We start from the raw sequence: 23,599 nt of genomic DNA on the forward strand, positions 1-23,599 counted from the left end.
CCGGATTCCAGGGATTACGATCCTTAAATCCGGTGCATTCTTTTTTACCTGCCGAATTTCAGCTTAATAAGGATCCATTTCATCCGGTGCATAGGCGTTCAGCCACCTGAAAAATCCATCGTTAGATCCTTGGTCAAGCTTGATGCATAGCCGTGGCAGCTACTTATCTATTTCGTAGCGTTTCATCTTCTCCCACAGGTTTTTGCGCGAGATACCCAAGGAATCCGCTGTCTGATTGATTTTGCCTTTATTTTCCGCTAGCGCTCTGGTTATTGACTTCCGTTCAGCCTCTTCGATAGTCTCTTTCAGTGTAGTTGTATCGTGAGTGTGGGCATTGCTGTCCGTGATCGAAAGATCGCTTTGGCTTATCCAAGGCCCATCGCAAAGGGCGACTGCTCTTTCAATGACATTCTTCAGTTCACGAACATTCCCAGGGAATGACATGGATTGAAGAGAGAGTTCAGCCTCCTTCGACAGACCTTTGATGCCCCCCTTTTTACATCGCCCCAGCTGGCTGACGAATTGTCTGGCGAGATAGACTATGTCCTCCCTACGTTGCCGCAGTGGTGGAATGTCGATATTGATTACATTGAGGCGCCAGTAAAGATCCGACCTGAATTCATTTTTTTCAATAACGACATCGAGATTGGCCTGAGTTGCGGCAATCACCCTCACATCAAGTGGAATTGATACAGATCCGCCGACACGTTCAAACTCCCTCTCCTGCAGCACTCTCAGTAATTTTACCTGTATATCGGACGATACTTCCGCGATCTCATCAAGAAAGATGGTGCCGCCTTGAGCCTGCTCAAAACGTCCTTTTCGTTGTTGTGTCGCTCCGGTAAAAGCCCCCTTTTCATGGCCAAAGAGCTCACTTTCGATCAGGGTGGCAGGTAGCGCGGCACAGTTCACACTGACCATGGGACCCTGTGACCTGAGACTGTTGTTGTGTATCAGGTTTGCAACGACCTCTTTGCCAACCCCGGACTCTCCGGTAAGCAATACTGAACTGTCACTCTCTCTGAGACGCGCCACAAGTCTCTCAATCTTTCGCATGGCGTTGCTTTTTCCCAAACAACCACTACCTGGTTTGAAGTAATCATTATCAGTGTCAGGGTTGTTGGCCGTTAACTGAATGTCGGAAATACATGAGAGCTGGTGCACCACCTTCTTGATGAACTCATTAATGTCAAAAGGTTTTGTTAGATAATCCAAAGCGCCGGCTTTAACCGTAGCGACTGCGTCCGATATATCGCCATAAGCCGTCATGAGGATGACAGGTATGCCTGGATAATTGTTTGAGATATCTGTAAAGAGTTCGATCCCTGTACCATCCGGTAGGCGGATATCGGTTACGACAAGATCTATATCTCCTTTTTCCAGCTCTTTTCTTGCACTCGCAGTATCACTCACCGCACGCACAGGTATTGATTCTATGCGTAACCTGTCAACAAGCGATATTTGCATGATCTCATCATCTTCAACCAGCAACAGGCACAAGTCTTTGTAGCTATCCGCCTCCATCGTCTGATCCATACTATTCTGCATCAGGCTGCCTGCCTGTTGATTACCGGCAGTTCGATGAGGAAAGTCGTACCTTTTCCCAGCTCGCTCTCAACCTCAATGATACCTTGCATATTCTGAACCAGACGGTAGACAACCCACAGTCCCAATCCTGTGCCGTTGGGCTTTGTTGTAAAGAAAGGATCGAATAGTTGGTTTCTTATATTTGAGGCAACTCCGGGGCCATTATCACTGACTTTGATGACGAGACGCCTTCCCTCTTGATACATGTTGAAATCAATGGTTCCGTTTTCGGGAATGATTTCAACAGCATTTTTCAGTAAATTACAGATTATCTGTTCGGTCTTTCCTGGAATACAGGTATCTCTATCTGCTGTATTGTTCCAGTATATTTTGATATCTCTTTCACCTATTTCCGCCAGTATCAAATCATGAAGCTTGTCGACCTGTTGAATGTTTATCATTTCATCACTATCCTCGTTCTTGAGTCCAACGAGAAGGTTATGAACAATATCTTTAATCCGATGCAGTCCCTGATCAATAACCGGTAGGTAACGATCGATCAACTCCTTGTCGTTTGGATGCTGACGCAGCGTATCTATACAGTTCAAAAGCCCTGCAAGCGGGTTATTCACCTCATGTGCCACACCTGCGGTAATTCTTCCCAAGGCGACCAGTTTCTCGCTCATTGCGATCTCCTCCTCGAGCATCTTTTTTTCCGCCAGTTCAGACATGATCTGATTGAAAGTCACACTAAGCCTTCCTATTTCATCTCCCTCTTTCACCGGTATTGGTGAAAAGTCGGTCATCTCTCCACGCCCTACCGCCTCAAGCCCGTGAGTGATGGCGGTCAAAGGCCCGACAACCCGCCTGGATACAATGGTACCCAGCAGGCTTCCGATGAAGACGAAGAGTAGTATCGACAGAAGAACGATAACGGCTGTGGATTTTGCCTTTTCGAACAGGCTGACGACTGAGAGACGAACCCGAACCACACCAAGGTATTTTTGATCTGAAAACAGCGGTACGACACCCTCCTGAAATCCATCTTGGGAAAAGCCGCCGCTGCTCAACACGGTCGGTGTTCTCGCGCCCATCGCCTGGCTGGATATAGCTTTCTCAGCTTCATTATCCGGCGAAAAGACAAGACCTATCGGATGTTTCGCGGGATGAAGATGGGCCTGAACCAGGCCTTCAGCATCCAATATCATCGCATCTATGATTTCGTGTTCGCTTCTGGCTCCAGGACCCTTGGATGCCATATTCTTGAGACTGAGGTAAAGCGACCAGTAGTCCTTTCGCAGCATCGCCTTTGGCGCAGTGATTGAAATGGATTCAGATAGCAGCAGCGCTTTTTCACCCAAATCATTTTGAAATCGTTTCCAGTCCTGGACAACCATGAGTACTCCGATCAAAAACCCGACGCATGTTACAACGGCCGTTATGGTGAGGGATAACTTTATCGCCAATGGCCAGGATTTCGGATTAATCTTGGGCATTTGTATATGGAATAATTAATCAGTTTGTACCACGGAGTACCTGGGGTCGGCGTTTTGAACTGTATTTTCCAAAGCGCGGATTTCGTTGAACAACGAATCAGAATAATCACCGAAGCCATCCAGTTTGAGGCGGTCGAGCAGTTCCTGTCCGGTTAAATCCTGATGCATATTTTCAAGTGTATGTTTCATTTGTATTACTGTGTCGGTATCTATACCTAAACGGTAAACAATAGGTGGAAAACCAAAGCTTGGCGATTTCTTTATTATTCGGGTTTTTTCAGTAATGTCCGGCTTGAAGACGGCAATATACTCCCATATATACGAGTCTACGGCTCCACCATCTGCAACCTGCTCGGAAACGGCTTGCACCGTCTCAGCGTGATTGAAAGTGAAGAATGTCTGGCGGAAAAAAGTCTCAGGCTTCTCACCTTTTTTTGCGATCAAGGCCAGTGGATAGAGGAAACCTGAATTCGAATCAGGATCAGAGAAGGCGAAACTTTTCCCTCTCAGGTCGCTGAAGCGTTTATAGGGACTGCTATGATAGACAATTATATAAGAGTGATAACGTGGTGCTCCCCGGTAAATAGGCACTGTCAGGAGCTGAAGTGATTCCGTTTCTCTTGCCTGGATGTAGGGATAACCGCAGATCCAAGCGAAATCGATAACACCCGTGTCCAACAGATCCATTACTTCCCGATAAGACTTTCTCTGCACAAACTCGACCTTGCGACCTGTTTTTTCCTCCAGGTATTGACTCCATTGGTCCAGGAATCTTAGATTTTCAGTGGGCACAACAGCCGTTAAGCCGAAACGGATAGGTGTCTCCGTATTGGCCGCATAAATTGGAGTAATCCAGATAAGTAATATTAAAAAGGTCAATCGCACTTGGGATCCTCACTAAAACAACTTCTCAGGGATACTGCTAAGTTATGTCACGGTAGCTGCATTACGAAATGTCATACGCTCCCTGCAGCGAACAAAGACCTTCAGTGGCCACACTTTCCCGTACTTTTATAGTTGCTATTCTGCAAGGATAGCAGAATCCATTACTTAATCAGGAAGTTGTTGTTTTTTAGTTGCATACGCCTACTGTCCGCATCCAGACCACCTGTTTGTACCCGCTTTTTCATGGGCAGTGAAGAAGCCTTCTCCGGAGTGCTTCTCCACATCTCGGTATGTTACCTATCGGTAACATACTGTCAGGCGGCGCTTTGCTAACAGCATGTAATTAAAGAACAAACCACAATGGTTACACAATTCAGCGAAAAGTAACCAACAGGTAACAAAATCCAGATTTATATTTTTTCTACTTTATATTTTTCCACATTTTCAAACAGATAATAACCTGGAACGACTCTTGCTGATGTTCCGAAACATATAAACACAAAGCCGAGTGAACACAGTCTGCCCGACTGGGGGAAAACAAAGGCAATGAATAGTGGCGCTGGAATTGAATTAAGAGTTACCTGGCGACTGATGGTACTGATCTTCATGGGAACAGTTCTTTTTCTCTTAACCGCCTGGGGCGGCTTTGAGTATTACACGTCGCAGTCGTCTTTTTGTGGGGGCAGCTGCCACACCATGACAGAGCAGTATGAAGCCTGGAAGTCAAACTATCACTACAAGAGCAATAATCCGGAAGGCATGCAAGCGGAGTGTGTCGATTGCCACTTTTTACCAGGCGAGAAACATTCCATGAAGGCCAAGTACGAAGGATTACGCCACCTTGCAGCATACCTTTATGACCGGGATGCTCCACTGCCCATACGCCCTGTGATCAAGGATGGCGCTTGTTTACAGTCCGGCTGTCACGACCGTGAGAAACTGGCGCCGGTGGAGATACAGTTTACTGATCGGGTCCGTTTCAAACACGAGGTTCACTTTAGTGATAAGGCTCTCGATGGCCACCAGATCACCTGCGATACATGCCATTTCAAGACAACGGAGAAAAAGCACTTCGAGGTGCCTGAAGACATCTGTTTCCTTTGTCACCTTAAACTGGACAAGCCCACACTTGACAAAGCGGAGATGGCCAATGGGGACATTAAGAAAATCACCTTTGTCAACAAGCCGGCCATCGATTTCAATCAAGGGGTCTCCCGTTGCGATATCTGCCACACGATCCCGACAAAATCGCTTCAAAACCAGTTACAGGCAGGCGACCCCGCCAGTACCAAAAAACCGATCACTCATCAGACAATACAGGAATCAGGCGTTGCCTGTGAGAGTTGTCACTTCGAAATGGTGAGTGGGGAGGGAGAGATTAATACCGGAAATGTCGTCTCGAATGGCTGTCTTACCTGCCATAACAGAAGTCAGACGTTACTGGCAACCGCAGGCGACCGCGAACTCATGCATGACAAACATGTGCCGAACAAGGCTGACTGCTTCGATTGTCACAGCGTGATCGAACATAAGAACAGAACTGACCATCTTGATTTCGTACGCAATGATTGTCAGCTCTGTCACGTCGATCAGCACAAGTACCAAAAGCTGCTGCTTTCAGGCGCTCCTGTTAACGAGGATATCTCGGGTGACCCTCATCTGATGTACGAGGTCAACACAAACTGCATGGGCTGTCATCTCAAGAAGACACTGAGTAAAGGGCATGACGTGAGAACCGCCTCAGGCGATACCTGTGCTGCCTGCCATACCGAACAACACAGAAAAATGATCAGTGACTGGAACGAATTACTCACCAATGAGGTGGCGGACGTGGAAGAGGTTGAGAAGGAAGCCAGGGATCTCTTCGCCGAACTGAAGGATAGATTGGACAATGAGAGATTGACCCAAGCAGAGCAAATGCTAGCCGAGGGAAATGATCTTCTCAATATTGTACGCGTTGGTAACGGCGTACATAACAAAAAGTACGCAGTAAACATTCTCGACGGTGCATTCGGCAATTTTGAAGACACCATAGAGCTATTGGAAGAGACGAGAAGTAGTGATGATCTTGCAAAAACCACACAATCAACTGTAGCGGAGGGTGAGGAGATGCGTAGGAGAATACGATATGAGTGACAACAAAACACCAGACGTCAACCGTCGCAAATTTCTGAGTGGTGTAGGCACAGCCGCGATAGGCGCTGCGGCATTGGCGACACCGAAGGTGAGTCTTGAAGCGGCTCAATCAAAAGCACCCCGTTGGGCGATGGTGATGGACCTCAGGCGCTGCATAGGCTGCAGGGCCTGTACCGTGGCCTGCAAATCTGAAAACAATGTCTCTTTGGGCCGTTTCCGGGCAGTCGTCCAAGAGAAAACCATGGGTACATTTCCAAATACCAAGAAGGAATTCTTACCCCTGATGTGCAATCACTGCGAGGGCAATGAGAAAGATGGTGTTCCACCTTGTGTCAAAGCCTGTCCGGAATTTCCAGGCAAACGGGCCAAATTCAAGACGGCTGATGGCAAAACCATACGTTATCGCACGGGTGCGACCTATAAACGTCCTGATGGCTTGATCCTGATAGACAAGGAAAAATGTATCGGCTGCGGCAAATGTATTGATGCCTGCCCTTACGGTGTCCGTTCATTTGATCCCTTTGTCAAAGCGGGCGCTGATCCGACAAAGCAGGCTGCGGACAAATGCGATATGTGTGCTCATCGTGTCGATAACGGGGTCGAACCATCCTGTGTCAACACTTGCCAGGGACGTGCACGAATTTTCGGTGACCTCAACGCCCCGAACAGCGAAGTCTCCAAGCTTGTAAAAGAGCACAACCTGGCCAAGGCCGACAACGTTCTGCTTCCGGAAGAGGGAACCATTCCTCATGTGTTCTACATCGATCCCGACAACATGTTGAAAACCCTCTATACACAGCGAAAGAAGGGCAAACTGGACCACTTTGTGGACCAGATTCCATAGACCCTGAGAGCCTGTTTTAAGAGAGGAATTGATATGAAAAAGTTAAATCGTCGTGATTTCATGAAACTGACTGCCGGCAGCGGTTGCGCATTGGCAGCCGGATTGGGCTGCAGTCAGAGTGCATTTGCCGGATCGCTTAAACTGCAGGCGGGCGGCAAGGATTTTTCACCCACAACAGGTAAGGAGAGACAGGCAATTCCCACGGCCTGCTGGCAGTGTGTAACCCGAGACTCCATGATCGGTTATGTAGAAGATGGACGCCTGGTAAAGCTCGAAGGCCATCCCGATTCCATCCGCACACTCGGCAAACTCTGCGCCAAGGGACAGGCGGGCATCAACCAGGTCTACTTCCCCGACCGGATCCTGCACCCGATGAAACGCGCAGGCAAACGTGGTGAGCACAAATGGAAACGTATTTCCTGGGATGAGGCCCTTGACCTGATCGTATCCAAGCTGAAACCCCTGCGCGATGCGGGTACCCCTGAACTGTTTATGTATCAGTACGGCAGACACAAGGCGTCCCAGGCTGCCACCATGTACGACTTCATGCAGGCCTACGGCACTGGCACCATCGGTAATCACACCTCTGTCTGTGAGGCGGCAAAATGGGTAGGACAGGAGAGTCTGTGGGGGGGCATGTATGACAACTGGGATTATGACAACACCGATTACGTGGTGATTTTCGGCAGCAATCAGTTTGAGACCCATACCAACCATATTCCGACCGCCCAGCGCCTGATCCGGGCCAAGGTTGATCGTGGCGTACCCCTATACGTATTCGACGTGCGCCTGACAAACACGGCGGCCAAGGCCGATCAGTGGGTACCGATCAAAGTGGGGCATGACGGACTGGTGATGCTGGCCATGTGCAATGTCATCATGAACGAGAAACTCTACAGGAAGGATCACTTCAAATTCATGCGTGTCAGCGAAGACTACAAAGCGACTGTCGATGAGAAGATTGCAGCGGTGAAGAAAAATGTCGCCAAGTATACCCCCGAGTTTGCGGAGAAACAGAGCGGCGTGCCTGCCGATACCATACGCAAGATCGCTCGCGGGTTCGCAAAAGCCAAATCAGCCTGCCTGGTCACCTACCGTGGAACCGTAATGCACTATCACGGCGCGGATCAGGAGCGGGCGGCAATGCTGTTGTCAGCGATCACCAACAATCTCGATCGTCCGGGTGGACGTGTCATGGGTGTTGGAGCAGGTTGGAAACATCCCTCCTCCCCAAAGGCGAAGGTTCACAAAACGCTCCACGTCAAGGACGGATTTCCGGGTGAAGCGGCCTACCCGACTCATCACGTAAGCCACCAGGTGCTACCGATGATCAAGGATGGCCAGGCGGGTCGACCGAAGGTCTACTGGTGGAGTTGCTACAACCCGGGATTCATCAATGGCGACAACAAGGAACTGCAGTCGATTATGCGGGATGAGAGTATTATCCCCTTCCTGATTTCAACCACCATCGTCTATGACGAATCATCTCAGTATGCAGACTTGATCCTACCCGACGTCACCTACCTGGAGCGCTGGGACTGGGAGGACATGGTGTCGGCTAACCAGATCGCCGAATTCTATATCCGGCAGCCGTTGGTTAAACCCCTGGGAGAATCACGTTGCCAGGGCGATGTCTGGCCTGAGCTGGCCAAGCGCATGGGCTTTGAACTGGCTTACTCAAGCAAGGAAGACTTCGTACGTCAGTCCTGTGAGATGACACCCGGTGTACGGGAGGCCGGAGGCTTCGAGTATATGAAGAAGCACGGCGTATGGCACGATCCGGAGGCCAAACCCAACTACGGCTTCTATGAGACCAAGGTGGACGTATCCGGCGATGGCGTGATTCTCGATGAGAAGACCGGTGTCTACTGGAACTGGAAAAAGGCAGGTGTCGGCACTGAGGCCGAAGCCAAGGGTCAGGGGTATCTAGGTACGAAAGGGGCTAAAAAGGCCTATGTCGCGCAAAATATCGATGGCACGGCTTACCTGGCCTATCCACCCAATACCAAGTTCGTCAAGGCAGGTTATCTGGACTTCTATTCAGATAATTTCGCCGATAAGGGCTTTCCGGCATTCCCATCCTATACGCCGATTCCCGAACACCAGAAAATGGCGGATGATGAGCTGAATCTCACCACCTACAAGGTGGCGGTACATACCCATTCAAGGACCGCGCACTGCAAGTGGCTGACCGAAATCAAGCACGATAACCCCGGCTGGATCAATACCAAGACGGCTGAAGCGCGCGGTATTAAGAATGGTGACAAGATCAGGGTCTATAACAGCCTGGGCGAGATCACCACCACTGCCTATGTCACCGAGGGCATCATTCCGGGTGTGATCGCCATATCCCATCACCTGGGTCGCAAGCACTCGGGGGTCTATGGATCGGGCAAGCGTTCTCCCACACCCGGAGGCGCCGCGGCTGATCCGGATGTGAAGAATATATGGTGGAAGAAGCATGGCACTCATCCCAATACCATCATCCCCAACTCATCAGATCCTATCAGCGGCACACAGAGGTGGATGGATACCGTCGTCAGGGTAGCCAAGGCATAGATTGAGTCTACTGAAAGAGGAGAGCTGACATGGGAACCGACTGGAATAAAATGGCCGATAACGCCAAAACAAGAAGTGACATGTATGGGTTATTGACCCTGGTCTTTCGACAGGAGCCCAGCGAAGCCTTCATCAACGAACTGAGGGGGCCCCGCTTGTCGGGGGCCTTCTCGGACATGGAGCTGGATATGGGTGGCTCTTTTTACAGCGAACCCGTATCAGCCATAGCCGATCAACTTGCGCTTGAATTTTCGCGCCTGTTCATAGGTCCTGGACGGCATATTTCCGCCCATGAATCGATTTTCACTGAAGTGGATGGTGACTCAGGTGGTTTATGGGGCGCCAGAACAGTTGAAGTGAAGAAGTTCATCGAGACAACCGGACTTGATTACGCTTCCCAGTTCACTGGGTTGCCTGATCATATCAGTGTTGAACTTGAGTTCATGCAGAAGCTGGCCGATTGGGAAGCCGACAAGTGGATAGAGATGGATCGCATCAGTGCCGAGTACTGCCTGTCAATTCAGCGCATGTTCTTGCAACAGCATATTCTGGGTTGGATACCCAAGTTCTGTGATGCGGTGGTAGCGCAGGCGGATATTCCTTTTTACCGGGAACTGGCTGAGCTGACAAAGAATTTCCTTAAGCTCGAAGAGAGGAGCCTGATAATCGATACAGCTGCTTAGTGCCTGTTAAGGCGGCTATTTCAAAGACCTTTATCGACCCGAAACGCCTCTTCAGCTAGGGCGTTTCGGGGTCTTTTTTTGACCCATATCGATTACGAAGAGCTATCTCTTGATCAGGCAGCATACCGAGTTCTCTGCCTTCATTTACGGCGAAGCCGACAGGTGCGCCAAGATTCATCCGGTAGGCCGCCCACATAGTCCCAAGCAGTTCTGATCTTGGGGCATAGACCAGCAGCATTCCATGGCTGGCATCTATCACGTGTTGAGTGAAATACTCAACCTGCTCCCGGCTCGGCAGGTTGCCGTCAACCGGTATGCTTATATAGCGCATACCAAGCGCTTCGGTCTCCATTCGATGAAGACCAGCACTCTTTTCCGATGTACCAACATCGATGACCGTTTTAAACCCGAACGCGCTCAGCTCCGCAATACGATTGAGCGGGCGTCCCATGGTCGCCTGCAGATAAGGAATGGCACGACCCGGGTCAGGTATTGCAATGCCATAACCCATCCGTCCCGGAAGCTTTGATGAGTGATGGTTGAGTATGTGGGGTAACACCCTTCCATCCGGTGTCGTTATGACTTCGTTATCGTCCCTATTGACTTCACCGTCACCCCACCAACCACATGCACTGACATGTCCCGGAGTCATTAGCATGATGTATATCAGAAACAAGATGAACGAATCTTTCGTGCTGTATGCTTTCACTATGCTATATATGGCGTTGAATCCCAATATTATGGCTTCCAGTTGTGAGATTAAAAACCGCTGTTGCCGTTTTTGAATATTGATGGCGATTGATGTTCATTGGACAGATTTTATAATCCCTAGGATTTCACCGCCAACACAATCTGATTTCTGAGAGACTTCAGCAGGTTGAGTCTCTTTTTATCGATCTCCAGACCGTGCGGACTGGAATGATCCGCATAGATCAAACCGACCGCTCTGTTTTTAACCACCAGGGGAAATAGCAGAAATGATCCCGCACTGGAGATCTGCTTGTACCATTCGGGAATATCGGCCTGGATCTTCCCTTCGGTGGTATCTGCGATATAGACATCCACGGCATTCTTCAATGCCCCATGAAAGACATCCACGCTATATACCGTGGGAAAGTGGAACAACTTGACAAACTCATCGGCGGAACTGCCGAAACCCAATCTGCCCACCATCTCCCCCCGCTTGCGATCCAGTAGCGCCAACACGACTCTTTGAAAACCAACCGCGCGATACATGGTTTCAAGCACCACGTTGAAGATTTCGGATACGCTGTGGTTTCCCACCAACATGCCCGTCACTTCCTGCAGGCCATCCATCAGTAGGGTTTCCGCATCTTCCGGAGCTGCTGGAGGATTATCCTCAGACGCTGTCGATTGGACTGTCTGGGTACCCTCTTCATCCAGAATCTGTGTTTCGGACAAACCGTCCTTGTCCATAGCTTTAGGTTTACTTTTTTCAATCCCCTTATGGGATTGCAGATTATCGGTTTTTGAGGTGAGTTTTTGTATGAATTGATCAGATATATCGCTCGATATCGCCTTCGCCACCTCCTGAAACTCCTCTATGGACCGAGTGGCGAATCGAGAGATCTGTTTGTTCGTGATGTTGAGCCCCTTGTTATACTTCTTAGCCAGGCTTTCCATTGCGGATTTGCTGTCGAGCCCCGATTCAACCATCACCGCCATGGCATCATCAGCAAATGCGGTGACCAGACGCCTGCGCTCCAATCGGTTGACCGGTTTATGATCCCCCTGCCAATGCTTCATACTATCGATGAGTGACTTGGGAAAATTCCACTGCCCGGCGATCTCAATCCCGATCTTTTCGAAACTGACACCCAGTACGCTGTGCTGCGCCGCGACCGGCTCCTTGCCATCGACCTTGATCAGCCGATCAATCTCCTGTGACTCATCAGGCAGATAGAATGCCACCAGCAACTTACCCAGGTCGTTCAACAAACCGGTAAGAAAATAGGCCTCGGCCTCCTTCTGATCGATTTCATCCGCCACCTTGTGTGCCAGGGTTGCACGGAACATCGCCGATGAGACCAGTTCCCTGAGTTGTTCGGCCTGCTGCTTGTTTTCGATATGCTCGAAAAAAATCAAAGAGGCCGCCAACGAGCGGATGGCTTGTGTACCCAAAACCACGACTGCCCGCGATACGGTTCCGATTCTTCCGGAGAAGCGTCCATAGTAGGCGGAGTTGACCACTTTCAGGATCTTGTTCGTCAGTGCGAAATCCTTGACGATGACGCCCGCCATCTGATTGACATCCTTATTGCTGGCATCGGCCATGGCATTGATGCTGCGCACCGACTGTGACAATGCGGGGAAGTCGCTTTTCCTTTTCATCCGCCGGAGCAGGAACTCCACCGTACCGCTCGCATCTTCTTCGACACTCAGCTTTTCCCCTGTCACGCCACGCATCTCATTGAAGGCCTGCAACATCTCGGTTGCATCGCTGTAACGTAAGACAGGATCTTTTTCCAGGGACTTGAGGATGAAGCGGTCGAGCTTCTCATCCACTGCCGGATTGAACTGGGATGGAGGCTTCACCTCCAGCTTGAGAATGGCATCGATGACGATCTGCTGCTTGTGACCGCTGAACACAGGCATTCCGGTCAACATCTCATCCAGAATCAAACCAAGGGCAAAAACATCGGCCTGCGGTCCAACCTCGCCTCTTTGGATGTACTCCGGCGCCAGGTATCTGGGCGTACCGATAAGTTGACGATCCGGGCCCTTTGCCTCCGATAAAAGGCGGGCAATGCCGAAGTCCATTATCTTCGGAACCTTATCTTCGCTGATAATGATATTCGCCGGCTTCAGGTCTCGATGGACGATACCTGCCTTGTGGGCCTGGCCCATGCCTTCCAGCAGGCCCTGGAAGATCTGCAGGGCATCAGCCATCTCCAAAGGTTCACCGTTAATCAGATCTTTCAGTAGTTCGCCTTCTGCATACTCAAACACCAGGTAGGGTATCTGCTGGTGCTCACCGGCCTCGTAGATGGAGACGATATTGGCATGCTGGAGCTTGCTGGCCGCCCGGGCTTCATCCAGAAACGATGATTCCTGCAGCGACTTGTTGAGCAGTTTAATCGCAACCTTGCGTTGCAGCTGACTGTCGTGACAGAGATAGACCGTACCCTGATTGCCAACGCCCAGTTGTTCTCCAACCTGAAACCGGCCGATCTTTTTAGGCTTCATCATCACTCCCGGAATAACTCCATCTCTCTTATCGGCAATTCACTGAAAACCTTATGCGGATGATGGGACGAGTGTCAGAGCTTGTTGACACTGAATTGTCGTACCAGGGCCTGTCGGCACTAATCCAATCGACCCTGTCAGGATGCCGGATCCAAATACCCGCTAACCAGGTTTGCAAGCACCTGTAGCTCAACGGCCGGCAGTTGCTTGACATCTTCACCTGTCTGAATACCCAGCACGTGGAGTCGGGGCGGCAGTTCACCCAACTGCCTGGCAAGGGCCACAGCCTCGGCCACGCCAAAACCATGACTGGAGGTCGGATAATCCAGTCGCTGCAACCTCTCAAGGTCTATTGCAACAACACTCCCCGGTTGATCGGACAAGCGCACGGCATCGATGATCACCACCTGTTCAACATCATGAAAATAGCTGACCAGCCGGCTGCCGGGTCGATCGAGCTTGACCAGCTCACAATCCTTCCACCCCAATCCGGCAAGATGATCGATGGCCAGCCAGGCCAGTCGATCGGCGCCAAAGGGTGAACCGACCCCGAGAACGCGGGTCATCGGCGATGAACGTCGAGTCTGAGAAAATGAGTGGCGCAAGAGATACAGGGATCGTAATTGCGAATCACCTGTTCGGCCCTCATGCGCAGCGCATCATCCGGATTGTCCAGGCCGAAGCGCTCCAGTGACAGGCGGATATCCTCTTCGATCCGCCATTGATTCTGGCTGGTGGGCGGCACGATACGGGCATGACGCACCATTCCCCGGTCGTCCACATCGTAGCGGTGCCATAGGATACCGCGCGGCGCTTCGGTGCAGCCGAATGCGTTACCCTCCCGGGGTTTGAGCGGGATATAAGGTTCATCGGGCAGATGGTAATTCTGCAGCAGTCGGATCGCTTCATAAACCGCCAGGTGAAGCTCGATGGCCCGCGCCACAATGCTGTGGAACATGTTGTGGCTGGGAAACGGGATACCGCACCCGTCCATGATCTTGCGCACCGGCTTGGGCAGCTGATGGAAATTGAGGTTGAGCCGGGCCAGAGGACCGACCAGATAGGGGCGTTCATCCAGCGTCGAATGGAGGGCGGTGGAGTGTGGGGACTGGTGCTCCTCAAAATAGCTTTCATAGAAGGTTATCTCGGTCTCCAGGCCCTGTCCCGAGATCAGGTTGCCCTGATTGATGGCGTACTCATCGGGGTGGCTCATAGCAACACTGGTGAAGGCCTGTTCGTCATCCGGAAATTCGAGCCCGGCAGTCCAGCCTACCAGGGCCTCGGCTGCCGGCAGTGCCGCCTCCAGGCGTTGTAGTAGGGCTGCCACTTCATCCTGTCTCGGCGCCCGATAGAATCCACCGACACGAACCCCGACGGGATGCACCGAACGACCACCGAAAAGCGCAATCAGGTCGTTGCCGAGGCTCTGCAGTTCGAGCCCCCTCCGAACCGCATCCGGATAGTCGGCCGCCATAGCGATAGCCGAATCGAAACCGAGAAAATCGGGAGCTGACAGCAGATGGATATGCAGGGCATGGCTCTGCAGCCATTCACCACAGTACATCGCCCGGCGCATATCCCTCACCCAGTCCGGTGGCTGAAAGCCGAACAGGCTCTCAAACGCCTGCACCGCACTCATCTGGTAGGCCACCGGACAGATGCCGCAGATGCGCGCCACCATGTCGATGACCTGATTGCACTCGTAGTCTTCGACAAATTTTTCGAATAGCCGCGGCGGTTCATAGATGTGCAGGGCCAGATTCTGGATGGCGCCGTCCACCACATCGATCTTCAGGGCGCCTTCACCCTCGACCCGTGTCAAGACCGGCACATGGATGTGGATATCACGTGTTGTGTCATTCATTGGTCGTTTCTTTCAGCCGCTCTCCGGCCTGTTTAAAGGCAGGGGCATGATTGGCAATAAAATGGAACCGTCGTGCGACGGCTGCCCGGTCGAGGCCAAGCTGGTTAAAACGCTCAGCCAAGGAACGATCATTGATCTGTTCGAGGGGTCCGTAACAGCTGTAGCAACCTCGCCCCATGGATGGACAAAGGGCGCCGCATCCGGCCACTGTCACCGGCCCCATACAGGGCTCTCCCTTGCTGACCATGGTACAGACCAACCCCTTACGCTTGCATTCCATACAGACCGACTGGCGCTCCGGGCGGGGTTTGACACCGCTCAGCAGGTCGCGCAAGGCCGCCACTACCTGACGGGAATTGACCGGACAGCCGTGGATCTCGAAATCGACCTTAACGTAGTGGGAGATGGGATTGGAGTGTTGCAAGGATTCGATGTGGCCGGGTTGCTCATAGACAGCCGCCATCCAGGTATCGCGGTCAGTAAAATTGGCCAGCGCCTGTAACCCGCCTGCGGTGGCGCAGGCACCTATGGAGATCAGCAAGCCGCTGTGCTCCCGCACTTGCCGGATGCGCTCGATATCCTCAGGCGTGGAGACACTCCCCTCCACCAATGCAATATCGGCCTGGGCTACCGGGTCGCTGGGACCTGCCTCGGCAAAATGAACGATATCCACCAACTGCGGAAGCAGCAGCAGTGGCTCACCCAGATTCAGCAACGCCAGCTGGCAGCCGTCGCAGGAGCTGAATTTGTGGACTGCGAGCTTTGGTTTAGTATCCGTCATGTTTCTAAACTCCGTCCTCAAAGAATGTCAGATAGATCAGCTTACACAGCCACAGGTGCCGGGAGTTTTAAATTGTGAGTTTTTAGTTTTGAGTTGGTTGTATTCGCTACGCTCATGATTTTTCACCTCACGTGTGCCCTCTACCTGAGGCAGAGGGAATCAAAAAACCGTGCGGCTTGCCGCACACAACCAACTCAAAACTCACAACTCAAAACTCGTCAGTTAAAACCCTTTCGCCCCCAAAAAGTCCGCCAGATCCGAATAACAGAATACCGGCCCGTCCTGGCACACATAGTGCGGACCGATCTGGCAGTGGCCACACTGCCCGATGCCACACTGCATGTTGCGCTCCATACTGAACCAGATACTGCCGTCGGCCAGCGCCATGTCGCGCAGGTTGGCGATGGCTGTCAGCATCATCAGCTCCGGTCCACAGAGCAGGGCCACTGTCCGATGGGGTCGTACCGAAATCTGGCTGATAAGCTCAGTCACCATCCCTTGCTGTCCTTTCCAGCCCTTACCGACAACATCCGCCGCCAGCAGAATATGCACGTCTCTCAGCTTTGCCCATTCGTCATACTGTTCGCGCCATATGAGATCATCGGAGTGCTTGACCCCCTGCAGGATGTGGATGCGGCCATAGTATTCGCGTCGGCGCATGATGAATCTGATTACCGACACCAGAGGGGCGCAGCCCAGTCCTCCGGTGATCAGTAGAATATCCTTGCCCTTCATCCGCGCCAGCGGCCAACCCCGACCGAAAGGACCGCGAATACCGACCCGATCACCCGGTTGCAGTTTCGACAACCCGTCCGAGACACGCCCGACCACCCGGATCGTATGGTCGAAATAGTGGTTGTCCAGGGGGTCGTTGACAATGGAGATGGGGATCTCTCCAACACCGAAGAGAGTCACCATGTTGAACTGTCCGGGGTCGAATTCGTAGGCCTGTTGCACCTCCCAGTCGTACTGAAGCCTTAACGTAAAGATTGTGGATGATTCCTGAATACGCCGATCGATCACTGCGACATGGGGCATATGGGGATCAAACATCGAGACTGCCCTCCTCCAACACTGCCGTTACTTCCTCGGTCAGGTCTATTCCCACCGGACACCAGGCGATGCAGCGACCGCAGCCGGTGCAACCGATACGCCTCTGCTGCACCTGCCACCCGGCAAGCTTATGGGTCATCCATTGACGATAGCGGTATTTGATGTTGTTGCGGACCTGGAAATGCCCCATATCGCTATGGGTCGGACTGAAACAGGAGTCCCAACTACGGACCATCTCCGCACTTTCGCCGCTCAGGGCCATTTCATGTTCGACCTGATAACAGAAGCAGGTGGGACAGACCGCGGTACAGTTGCCGCAAGCGAGGCAGCGCTCTGCAACCTGATCCCAGTGACTGTGTTCCAAACGCTTGTAGAGTTGTTGCAGTTCCTCGCTCCCGGGCAGATGGCGCTTCTGTTGTCCGGCTGCCCGGGTGGTGGCCTGCAGCATCGCCTCGAGCTGGTCATCGGTGGCGGCCCGGAGCTCCAATTGATCGGTGATCGCCTGACCTTTGTCGCTTTGGTGCCAGATCAGAAAACCCTCATCGAGTTCCGCCATGCCGATGTCGTAACCACCATCCAGAGCCGGACCATCACCGGTGGAGGCACAAAAGCAGGTCGAGGCTGATTGGGCGCAATCGACCCCGATCAGCAACAGGCTGTCCCGGCGCTGCCTGTAATGGGGATCCGGCCGCATCTCGAGTTCGAAGTGCTGATCCAGTATCGCCAGTGCCGCCAAGTCACAGGCCCGCACGCCAATCACTGCAGTCTGCGTGACCTCCGGCAGGGTACGCTTGAAAGCGAAGGGCGCCGCACCCTCCAGCCAGAGCACCTCACGAGGAGCGAAACAGAGTGGCTTCAAAGCCTGTGGACCGTGATTCCAGTCGAAGAGTCGCCTACTCTCCCCGCTGGTTAATCGATAGTGCCCCGGTTGCTGCTCATTGGTCACACCCATCGGCAACGACTCAGGGTCGTCCATATACACGAACTGAATCGCACCGTCACGAACCTGGGGACCGTATATCTTGTAACCGGTCTGTAACAAAACCGTGAAGAGCGTCTGCAATGACGAACGAGGGAGAAAACCCGGACGCCTTTCTACAGATGGGTGGATCTGAGAATTCACACTGGATCCTTGTGACCGTTACTTGGTCATCACTGGGAAAAAGCGTAAAGTTAAAAAAAACGTGCCTGCGCTATTAAAGGATTCAGGATCTGAATCGGATTCTTCTTCGACTTAATTCTAGCCAAGGAATCCATGCTGCATAGGCAAAAAAACATAAATTCAGTCGAACTATGACCTTCATCAATCATGGATATTAAATGCACCGAACAGGAGCGGGAATGCACTCACGCAAATAACCGATAACCGCTGCAGATCAGTTTGGTTTTCACGATTGACCCGGCAACCAGACCAGGAATTCAGGCTATGCAAAAAAACATGGTGACCATCGACGGTAACGAAGCCGCCGCTTATATTGCACACCTAACCAATGAAATCATCGCCATCTATCCGATCACTCCGGCATCGCCCATGGGGGAGTGGTCAGACGAGTGGTCTGCCAGGGGCATAAAAAATATCTGGGGTTCGGTGCCGGATGTGATCGAGATGCAGAGTGAGGCCGGCGCCGCGGGGACAGTACATGGGGCATTGCAGGCTGGCTCTCTCTCCACCTCATTCACCGCTTCTCAGGGCCTGCTGTTGATGATACCCAACATGTACAAGATCGCGGGAGAGCTGACCCCGACAGTCCTGCATGTCTCGGCCCGTTCACTGGCGGTTCAGGCCCTCTCCATCTTCGGTGACCACAGCGATGTAATGGCCTGCCGCGCCACCGGCTATGCCATGCTCTGCTCCGCCAGCGTGCAGGAGGTAGCGGACTTTGCCCTGATCGCCCAGGCGGCCACCCTGGAAAGCCGGGTGCCCTACCTCCACTTCTTTGACGGGTTTCGCACCTCACACGAGGTTAACAAGATCCAAATGCCCAACGAGGGAAGCATCAGGGCGATGCTCGACGAAGAGTGGATCACGGCCCATCGGCAACGCGCGCGCTCCCCCGACCACCCGGTGATTCGCGGCACCTCGCAAAACCCCGATGTCTACTTCCAAGGGCGTGAAACGGTCAACCCCTTCTATGCTGATGCATCGTCCATCCTGCAATCGACGATGGATCGTTTTGCCCGCCTTACCGGCCGCCAATACAGCCTGTTCGAATATCTGGGTGCGGAGCAACCTGAGCGCCTGATCATGCTGATGGGCTCCGGCATCGGCGCCGCCCAGGAGGCGGTGGAGCATCTTGTGGCCGAGGGGGAGCTTGTCGGCATGGTCAAGGTGCGTCTGTTCCGCCCCTTCGATGCGGCGCGGCTGCTGGCCACGGTACCCGCATCGGTACAGAAGATCGCTGTCCTCGATCGCACCAAGGAGCCCGGCGCCGATGGCGAACCACTCTACAAGGATGTACTCGGAGCCTTCGCCCAGGCCTACAACGAAGGGCGCCGGAGTCAGTTGCCAAGAATCGTCGGTGGCCGCTACGGTCTCTCCTCGAAAGAGTTTACCCCGGCGATGGTCAAGGGCATCTTTGAAGAGCTGGCCCTCGACCGGCCGAGAAACCCCTTCACCGTCGGCATCATCGACGACCTCAGCAAGACCAGTCTGCCCTGGGACAGCCGTTTTCGGCCCGCAGCCAGCCAGGGCGTCACCGCCTGCCTCTTCTATGGCCTGGGGGCCGACGGCACCGTATCCGCCAACAAGAACTCCATCAAGATCATCGGCGAGCAGACTGAGAACCATGCCCAGGGCTATTTTCAATACGACTCGAAAAAATCGGGGGCAGTGACCGTCTCGCATCTGCGCTTCGGCCCCGATCCGATCAACAGCACCTACCTGATCGGCGAGGACGAAGCGAGTTTCGTCGCCTGCCACCAACCCACCTTTACGGACCGATACGAAATGCTCGACAAGGCCAAACCGGGTGGCGTGTTTCTGCTCAATACCAGTGCGGAACCGGATGAGGTGTGGCAGACCCTGCCCGGCAAGATGCAGCGGCAGATCATCGATAAGGCACTCAGCTTCTATATCATCGATGCCTACGCAATTGCCGATAAGACCGGCATGGGCCGGCGTATCAATACCATCATGCAGACCTGCTTCTTCGCTATCTCAGACCTGCTGGATCAGGATCGCGCCATTGAATTGATCAAACAGGCGGTGAAGAAGAGTTATGGCCGCAAGGGGGCACGCCTGCTGCAACGCAACTATGACGCCATCGATGCGGCGCTGGCCGGTCTGCACCCGGTACAGGTGCCGCAGGCCGTCACCAGGGACGAAACTCCCAAGACAGTGGTGCCCGCCGATGCGCCACCCTTCGTGCAACAGGTGACCTCCCTGATCATCGCAGGCCTGGGGGATGCCGTACCGGTCAGTTTGATGCCCTCCGATGGCACCTGGCCCGTGGGCACCACCGCCTATGAGAAACGCAACATTGCGCTGCAGCTGCCGAAATGGGAGATGGACCTCTGTACCCACTGCGGCAAGTGCCCCCTAGTCTGTCCTCACGCCGCGATCCGTTCAAAGGTCTTCCCCGAAGCGCTGACCGAAAACGCCCCCGACAGCTTCCTCCATACCCAGGTAAAGGGCGGCAAGGATTTCGAACCGGGGAGCCACATCAGCTATCAGGTGGCGCCCGACGACTGTACCGGCTGCGGCCTGTGCGTGGAGATCTGTCCGATCCGGGATAAAAAGGACCCTCATCGCAAGGCGCTCAATATGGTGGACGATGAATCCTACCACCGCCAGGAGCGTGCCAACTGGGATTTCTTCCTGACCCTGCCCGAGTATGATCGCACCCGGCTCAAGCAGACGACCCTCAAGGGATCGATGATCATGCAGCCCCTGTTCGAATTCTCGGGGGCCTGCGTGGGATGCGGCGAGACACCCTATATCAAACTGGCGACCCAGCTGTTCGGCGACCGCATGCTGATCGCCAACGCCACCGGCTGCTCTTCCATCTACGGCGGCAATCTGCCCACAACCCCATACACCACCAATCCGGAGGGTAGAGGCCCCACCTGGTCAAACTCTCTGTTCGAGGATAATGCGGAATTCGGACTCGGCATGCGCATCGCCATCGATAAGCAGCGAGACCAGGCCATCACCCTGATCCATGAGATGCAGGAACAGCTGGGCGGTGAACTGTGCGACGCCCTGCTTGGCTCAGAACAACAGAATGAGGCGGAGATATTCGAACAGCGCCAGCGTATCGATATGTTGAAAGAGAAATTGGCCGGTCTCGACACTCCGGAGGGCAAAAGATTGTTGGCGGTGGCCGACAGCCTGGCGAGAAAGAGTGTCTGGCTGGTGGGCGGCGACGGCTGGGCGTACGACATCGGTTATGGCGGTGTCGACCATGTCCTGGCATCCGGGCGCAACGTCAACATCCTACTGCTCGACACTGAGACCTACTCCAACACCGGCGGCCAGACATCCAAGGCCACACCCCTCGGTGCGGTCGCCAAGTTTTCCGCCAGCGGCAAGCCGACCAATAAGAAGGATATCGCCTTGATGGCCATGTCCTACGGCAATGTCTACGTGGGACAGGTGGCCTTCGGCGCAAAGGACGTGCATACCCTGCGCATCTTTCTCGAGGCCGAGTCCTACGAAGGGCCCTCGCTGATCATCTGTTACTCACCCTGTATCGCCCATGGCGTGGATCTGTCGAACAACATCCGGCAGCAGGAGCTGGCGGTCGACTCGGGACACTGGCCGCTGTTCCGCTACGATCCCCGACGGACCGAAAAAGGCGAGAATCCCTTAAAGATGGACTCCAAAGAGCCCTCCATCCCCTATCGCGACTTCGCCAGTACAGAAACCCGGTTCAGTGTATTGGAGCGTACCCACCCGGATCTTTCGGAACGCTTCATGCGTCAGGCACAACAGCATATCAAGACCCGCTATCAACTTTATGAACAGTTGGCAAAACTGGCCGTGGGAGAGACAGATAAATAGTCAATGCGCTATGCGTGTCAGGTGCTCAAGTATACCGCAGCCAAAACCGGTCATTTCCGGTTTCGAGATACTCGTCGCTTAGGCGCCTAAAACTGAATTTTGCAGCTATTATTCAGAAAGTATCATCGAAATGTTAGATTGAGGTATTCCACTAAATTTCTTAAGGTCTTTTAATTGACTTATATCATCCACAATTATTTTATATCTTACAAATCACTTTCTACTTCGGCTTATCTTTTTGTACTTCAATATAGTGCTGAAATCAAAGAACCGTAGATATAAAAAATGTCAAGAATCATTCTTTGCCTGATAACATTTCTTTGCCCCTTAGCGAAGGCTGAAGATCCCCTAAACCCAAACAAGCAATGGTGGGATGAAGAATGGTGGGAGAAAGGAAGATTAACGATACCAGTCAACAACACTGTGACTATACGTCATACATCCTACACAAATGGAGATGTTGAAATACCTGCTTTGATTATCCGCCCTGATGACAACAAGAAATATCCTGGCATTCTCTTTCAACATGGACGGCGTGGCCTTGACGATTTGGTGGTACGCCATGCAAAAAGAGTTGCTGCCCGTGGATTCGTGATTCTCGCACCTGATGTCTTTTCCGCGCGATTCATCGAAAAATATCCAATAGAGCATGACTACGCACTGGAAAGTGACGTCAATATGGGAGTTGATCATTTACTGAGTCTGCCGGATATCAGTTCAGATAAAATCTGTCTCTACTCACATACACGCGGCGGTTACTTGACACTGAAAGTCGCTGTTACCAAGAAGCGGCAAAACAAAGAAGTCGCTTGCTACGTCTCTTACTATCCGCATATGCAGGACCCAAATGCACCAGAACCAATGCAGGTTTATCGCTATGCCAAAGAGGCTGATGATCTTGTCATTCCCGCACTCATCTTTATTGGTGAAAAAGAGCAGTACCAAAGAAGGCGGAGTATAGAAACCGCTGTCAAGTCAATGCAGGCCAACAATCGTCCTGTAGAACTATTCATCTATCCCGGTGTTGGGCGTGGTTTTGATTTTCGTCCGGAGAACATTCGCACATTTGCTGATGATTTGGCTGCAAAAGATGCCATACAACGAGCCGCTGACTTTATGAGTCATTATCTACAGTGAGGATGAAAACCCTACAAGAGATACTACATCTCCCCCGGATCTGGCGTCACGACGGCACTGTCCTCATCCACGACTGTTATGGATTAACTGACTACGAAATCATGCGCGCCGTCATACTGGAGAACTAACTGTATGAAGACCGGAAGATAATACGTATGCTGATGAACGGCACTCTGAAAAAAGCGACCGAACTTGGTGCAAATACGGACAATACCGTTGCGATGGGTTATTGTTTTGGCGATACGCTCTAAAGGCAGGGGGCAATCTGGACACAAATGACAGCCGGACTCAGCAGACGGGAGATACTAATAACAATCAAGTCCTTATGAAATCAAATTCTTCCATTAGCAGGCTGTTGATTTTTGGGTCCGAATTTACTGGATTAGATACAATAGAGAAATCAGTATTTTGCTGGGGATATAGAG

17 protein-coding genes are annotated in these 23,599 nt (G+C 52.5%); 7 read left to right on the forward strand and 10 right to left on the reverse strand.

Annotation, left to right across the window (positions count from 1 at the left end; genetic code table 11):
* Positions 1–159 precede the first annotated feature (159 nt).
* The 3 genes from CODIS_RS12390 to CODIS_RS12400 all read right to left on the reverse strand — a co-directional run bounded on the left by CODIS_RS12390 (position 160) and on the right by CODIS_RS12400 (position 3,908).
* Positions 160–1,536 carry a sigma-54-dependent transcriptional regulator gene (locus CODIS_RS12390; protein WP_235615208.1) on the reverse strand — a complete coding sequence of 459 codons (1,377 nt, stop codon included), beginning with the start codon at positions 1,534–1,536 and terminating at the stop codon, positions 160–162.
* 11 nt (positions 1,537–1,547) lie between these two features.
* Entirely contained in the window at positions 1,548–2,924 is a 1,377-nt protein-coding gene (locus CODIS_RS12395; RefSeq protein ID WP_162420207.1) for a sensor histidine kinase, read from the reverse strand.
* Between the two features lie 114 nt (positions 2,925–3,038).
* Positions 3,039–3,908: a substrate-binding domain-containing protein gene (locus CODIS_RS12400; protein WP_069125462.1), complete on the reverse strand. Its 870-nt coding sequence runs from the start codon at positions 3,906–3,908 to the stop codon at positions 3,039–3,041.
* A gap of 591 nt (positions 3,909–4,499) precedes the next feature.
* On the opposite strand from CODIS_RS12400, the gene CODIS_RS12405 reads away from it, so the two are divergent.
* From CODIS_RS12405 to CODIS_RS12420, 4 genes are read left to right on the forward strand one after another with little or no spacing between them, the layout of a single operon-like run.
* Positions 4,500–6,044: a NapC/NirT family cytochrome c gene (locus CODIS_RS12405; protein ID WP_235615210.1), complete on the forward strand. Its 1,545-nt coding sequence runs from the start codon at positions 4,500–4,502 to the stop codon at positions 6,042–6,044.
* Positions 6,037–6,888: a 4Fe-4S dicluster domain-containing protein gene (locus CODIS_RS12410; protein WP_069125465.1), complete on the forward strand. Its 852-nt coding sequence runs from the start codon at positions 6,037–6,039 to the stop codon at positions 6,886–6,888. Before CODIS_RS12405 ends, CODIS_RS12410 begins: the two co-directional genes overlap by 8 nt.
* 33 nt (positions 6,889–6,921) lie before the next feature.
* Positions 6,922–9,447 carry a molybdopterin-containing oxidoreductase family protein gene (locus CODIS_RS12415; RefSeq protein ID WP_069125468.1) on the forward strand — a complete coding sequence of 842 codons (2,526 nt, stop codon included), beginning with the start codon at positions 6,922–6,924 and terminating at the stop codon, positions 9,445–9,447.
* Between the two features lie 29 nt (positions 9,448–9,476).
* Positions 9,477–10,130 (forward strand): TorD/DmsD family molecular chaperone, encoded by a 654-nt coding sequence (locus CODIS_RS12420; RefSeq protein ID WP_069125472.1) that lies wholly within the window; start codon positions 9,477–9,479, stop codon positions 10,128–10,130.
* A 55-nt stretch (positions 10,131–10,185) separates the two neighbouring features.
* Here the strand turns inward: CODIS_RS12420 and CODIS_RS12425 are convergent, their stop codons facing one another.
* The 7 genes from CODIS_RS12425 to CODIS_RS12455 form a co-directional block, all read right to left on the reverse strand.
* Complete coding sequence (locus tag CODIS_RS12425) at positions 10,186–10,788, reverse strand: fused DSP-PTPase phosphatase/NAD kinase-like protein (RefSeq protein ID WP_154723112.1); 603 nt, start codon at positions 10,786–10,788, stop codon at positions 10,186–10,188.
* Between the two features lie 170 nt (positions 10,789–10,958).
* Positions 10,959–13,337, reverse strand: coding sequence for a serine/threonine protein kinase (locus tag CODIS_RS12430; protein ID WP_162420209.1), 2,379 nt, complete (start codon positions 13,335–13,337; stop codon positions 10,959–10,961).
* Positions 13,338–13,474: 137 nt separating this feature from the next.
* Positions 13,475–13,903, reverse strand: a complete 429-nt coding sequence (locus tag CODIS_RS12435) for a hydrogenase maturation protease (protein WP_069125476.1) — start codon at positions 13,901–13,903, stop codon at positions 13,475–13,477.
* Positions 13,900–15,201 (reverse strand): Ni/Fe hydrogenase subunit alpha, encoded by a 1,302-nt coding sequence (locus tag CODIS_RS12440; protein WP_069125479.1) that lies wholly within the window; start codon positions 15,199–15,201, stop codon positions 13,900–13,902. Before CODIS_RS12440 ends, CODIS_RS12435 begins: the two co-directional genes overlap by 4 nt.
* On the reverse strand, positions 15,194–15,982 hold the full coding sequence (locus tag CODIS_RS12445; RefSeq protein ID WP_069125482.1) for an NADH-quinone oxidoreductase subunit B family protein: 789 nt from the start codon (positions 15,980–15,982) through the stop codon (positions 15,194–15,196). The genes CODIS_RS12440 and CODIS_RS12445 overlap by 8 nt, the downstream gene beginning before the upstream one ends.
* Before the next feature lie 222 nt (positions 15,983–16,204).
* Entirely contained in the window at positions 16,205–17,035 is an 831-nt protein-coding gene (locus tag CODIS_RS12450) for an FAD/NAD(P)-binding protein (RefSeq protein WP_069125484.1), read from the reverse strand.
* A complete protein-coding gene (locus tag CODIS_RS12455) occupies positions 17,028–18,158 on the reverse strand; it encodes a 4Fe-4S dicluster domain-containing protein (protein ID WP_083220732.1) in 1,131 nt (376 codons plus the stop codon). Before CODIS_RS12455 ends, CODIS_RS12450 begins: the two co-directional genes overlap by 8 nt.
* Positions 18,159–18,461: 303 nt before the next feature.
* On the opposite strand from CODIS_RS12455, the gene nifJ reads away from it, so the two are divergent.
* The 3 genes from nifJ to CODIS_RS21520 all read left to right on the forward strand — a co-directional run bounded on the left by nifJ (position 18,462) and on the right by CODIS_RS21520 (position 23,302).
* A complete protein-coding gene (nifJ, locus tag CODIS_RS12460) occupies positions 18,462–22,037 on the forward strand; it encodes a pyruvate:ferredoxin (flavodoxin) oxidoreductase (protein WP_069125488.1) in 3,576 nt (1,191 codons plus the stop codon).
* A gap of 285 nt (positions 22,038–22,322) precedes the next feature.
* The gene (locus tag CODIS_RS12465; protein WP_069125491.1) at positions 22,323–23,174 is read left to right on the forward strand and encodes a dienelactone hydrolase family protein; all 852 of its coding nucleotides are present in this window, start codon (positions 22,323–22,325) and stop codon (positions 23,172–23,174) included.
* A gap of 2 nt (positions 23,175–23,176) precedes the next feature.
* Positions 23,177–23,302 (forward strand): hypothetical protein, encoded by a 126-nt coding sequence (locus CODIS_RS21520; RefSeq protein WP_268805712.1) that lies wholly within the window; start codon positions 23,177–23,179, stop codon positions 23,300–23,302.
* Positions 23,303–23,599 lie beyond the last annotated feature (297 nt).

The sequence above is a fragment of the Candidatus Thiodiazotropha endolucinida genome (assembly GCF_001715975.1).
Taxonomy (GTDB): domain Bacteria; phylum Pseudomonadota; class Gammaproteobacteria; order Chromatiales; family Chromatiaceae; genus Thiodiazotropha; species Thiodiazotropha endolucinida.

Coding starts and splice junctions, on each gene's coding strand:
- CODIS_RS12435 (WP_069125476.1), bottom strand. CDS start 13,903: ATGACCCGCGTTCTCGGGGTCGGTTCACCCTTTGGCGCCGATCGACTG.
- nifJ (WP_069125488.1), top strand. CDS start 18,462: ATGCAAAAAAACATGGTGACCATCGACGGTAACGAAGCCGCCGCTTAT.
- CODIS_RS12405 (WP_235615210.1), top strand. CDS start 4,500: ATGGTACTGATCTTCATGGGAACAGTTCTTTTTCTCTTAACCGCCTGG.
- CODIS_RS12420 (WP_069125472.1), top strand. CDS start 9,477: ATGGGAACCGACTGGAATAAAATGGCCGATAACGCCAAAACAAGAAGT.
- CODIS_RS12410 (WP_069125465.1), top strand. CDS start 6,037: ATGAGTGACAACAAAACACCAGACGTCAACCGTCGCAAATTTCTGAGT.
- CODIS_RS12440 (WP_069125479.1), bottom strand. CDS start 15,201: ATGAATGACACAACACGTGATATCCACATCCATGTGCCGGTCTTGACA.
- CODIS_RS12425 (WP_154723112.1), bottom strand. CDS start 10,788: ATGCTAATGACTCCGGGACATGTCAGTGCATGTGGTTGGTGGGGTGAC.
- CODIS_RS12395 (WP_162420207.1), bottom strand. CDS start 2,924: ATGGTTGTCCAGGACTGGAAACGATTTCAAAATGATTTGGGTGAAAAA.
- CODIS_RS12450 (WP_069125484.1), bottom strand. CDS start 17,035: ATGTTTGATCCCCATATGCCCCATGTCGCAGTGATCGATCGGCGTATT.
- CODIS_RS12415 (WP_069125468.1), top strand. CDS start 6,922: ATGAAAAAGTTAAATCGTCGTGATTTCATGAAACTGACTGCCGGCAGC.
- CODIS_RS12465 (WP_069125491.1), top strand. CDS start 22,323: ATGTCAAGAATCATTCTTTGCCTGATAACATTTCTTTGCCCCTTAGCG.
- CODIS_RS12445 (WP_069125482.1), bottom strand. CDS start 15,982: ATGACGGATACTAAACCAAAGCTCGCAGTCCACAAATTCAGCTCCTGC.
- CODIS_RS21520 (WP_268805712.1), top strand. CDS start 23,177: ATGAAAACCCTACAAGAGATACTACATCTCCCCCGGATCTGGCGTCAC.
- CODIS_RS12390 (WP_235615208.1), bottom strand. CDS start 1,536: ATGGATCAGACGATGGAGGCGGATAGCTACAAAGACTTGTGCCTGTTG.
- CODIS_RS12430 (WP_162420209.1), bottom strand. CDS start 13,337: ATGAAGCCTAAAAAGATCGGCCGGTTTCAGGTTGGAGAACAACTGGGC.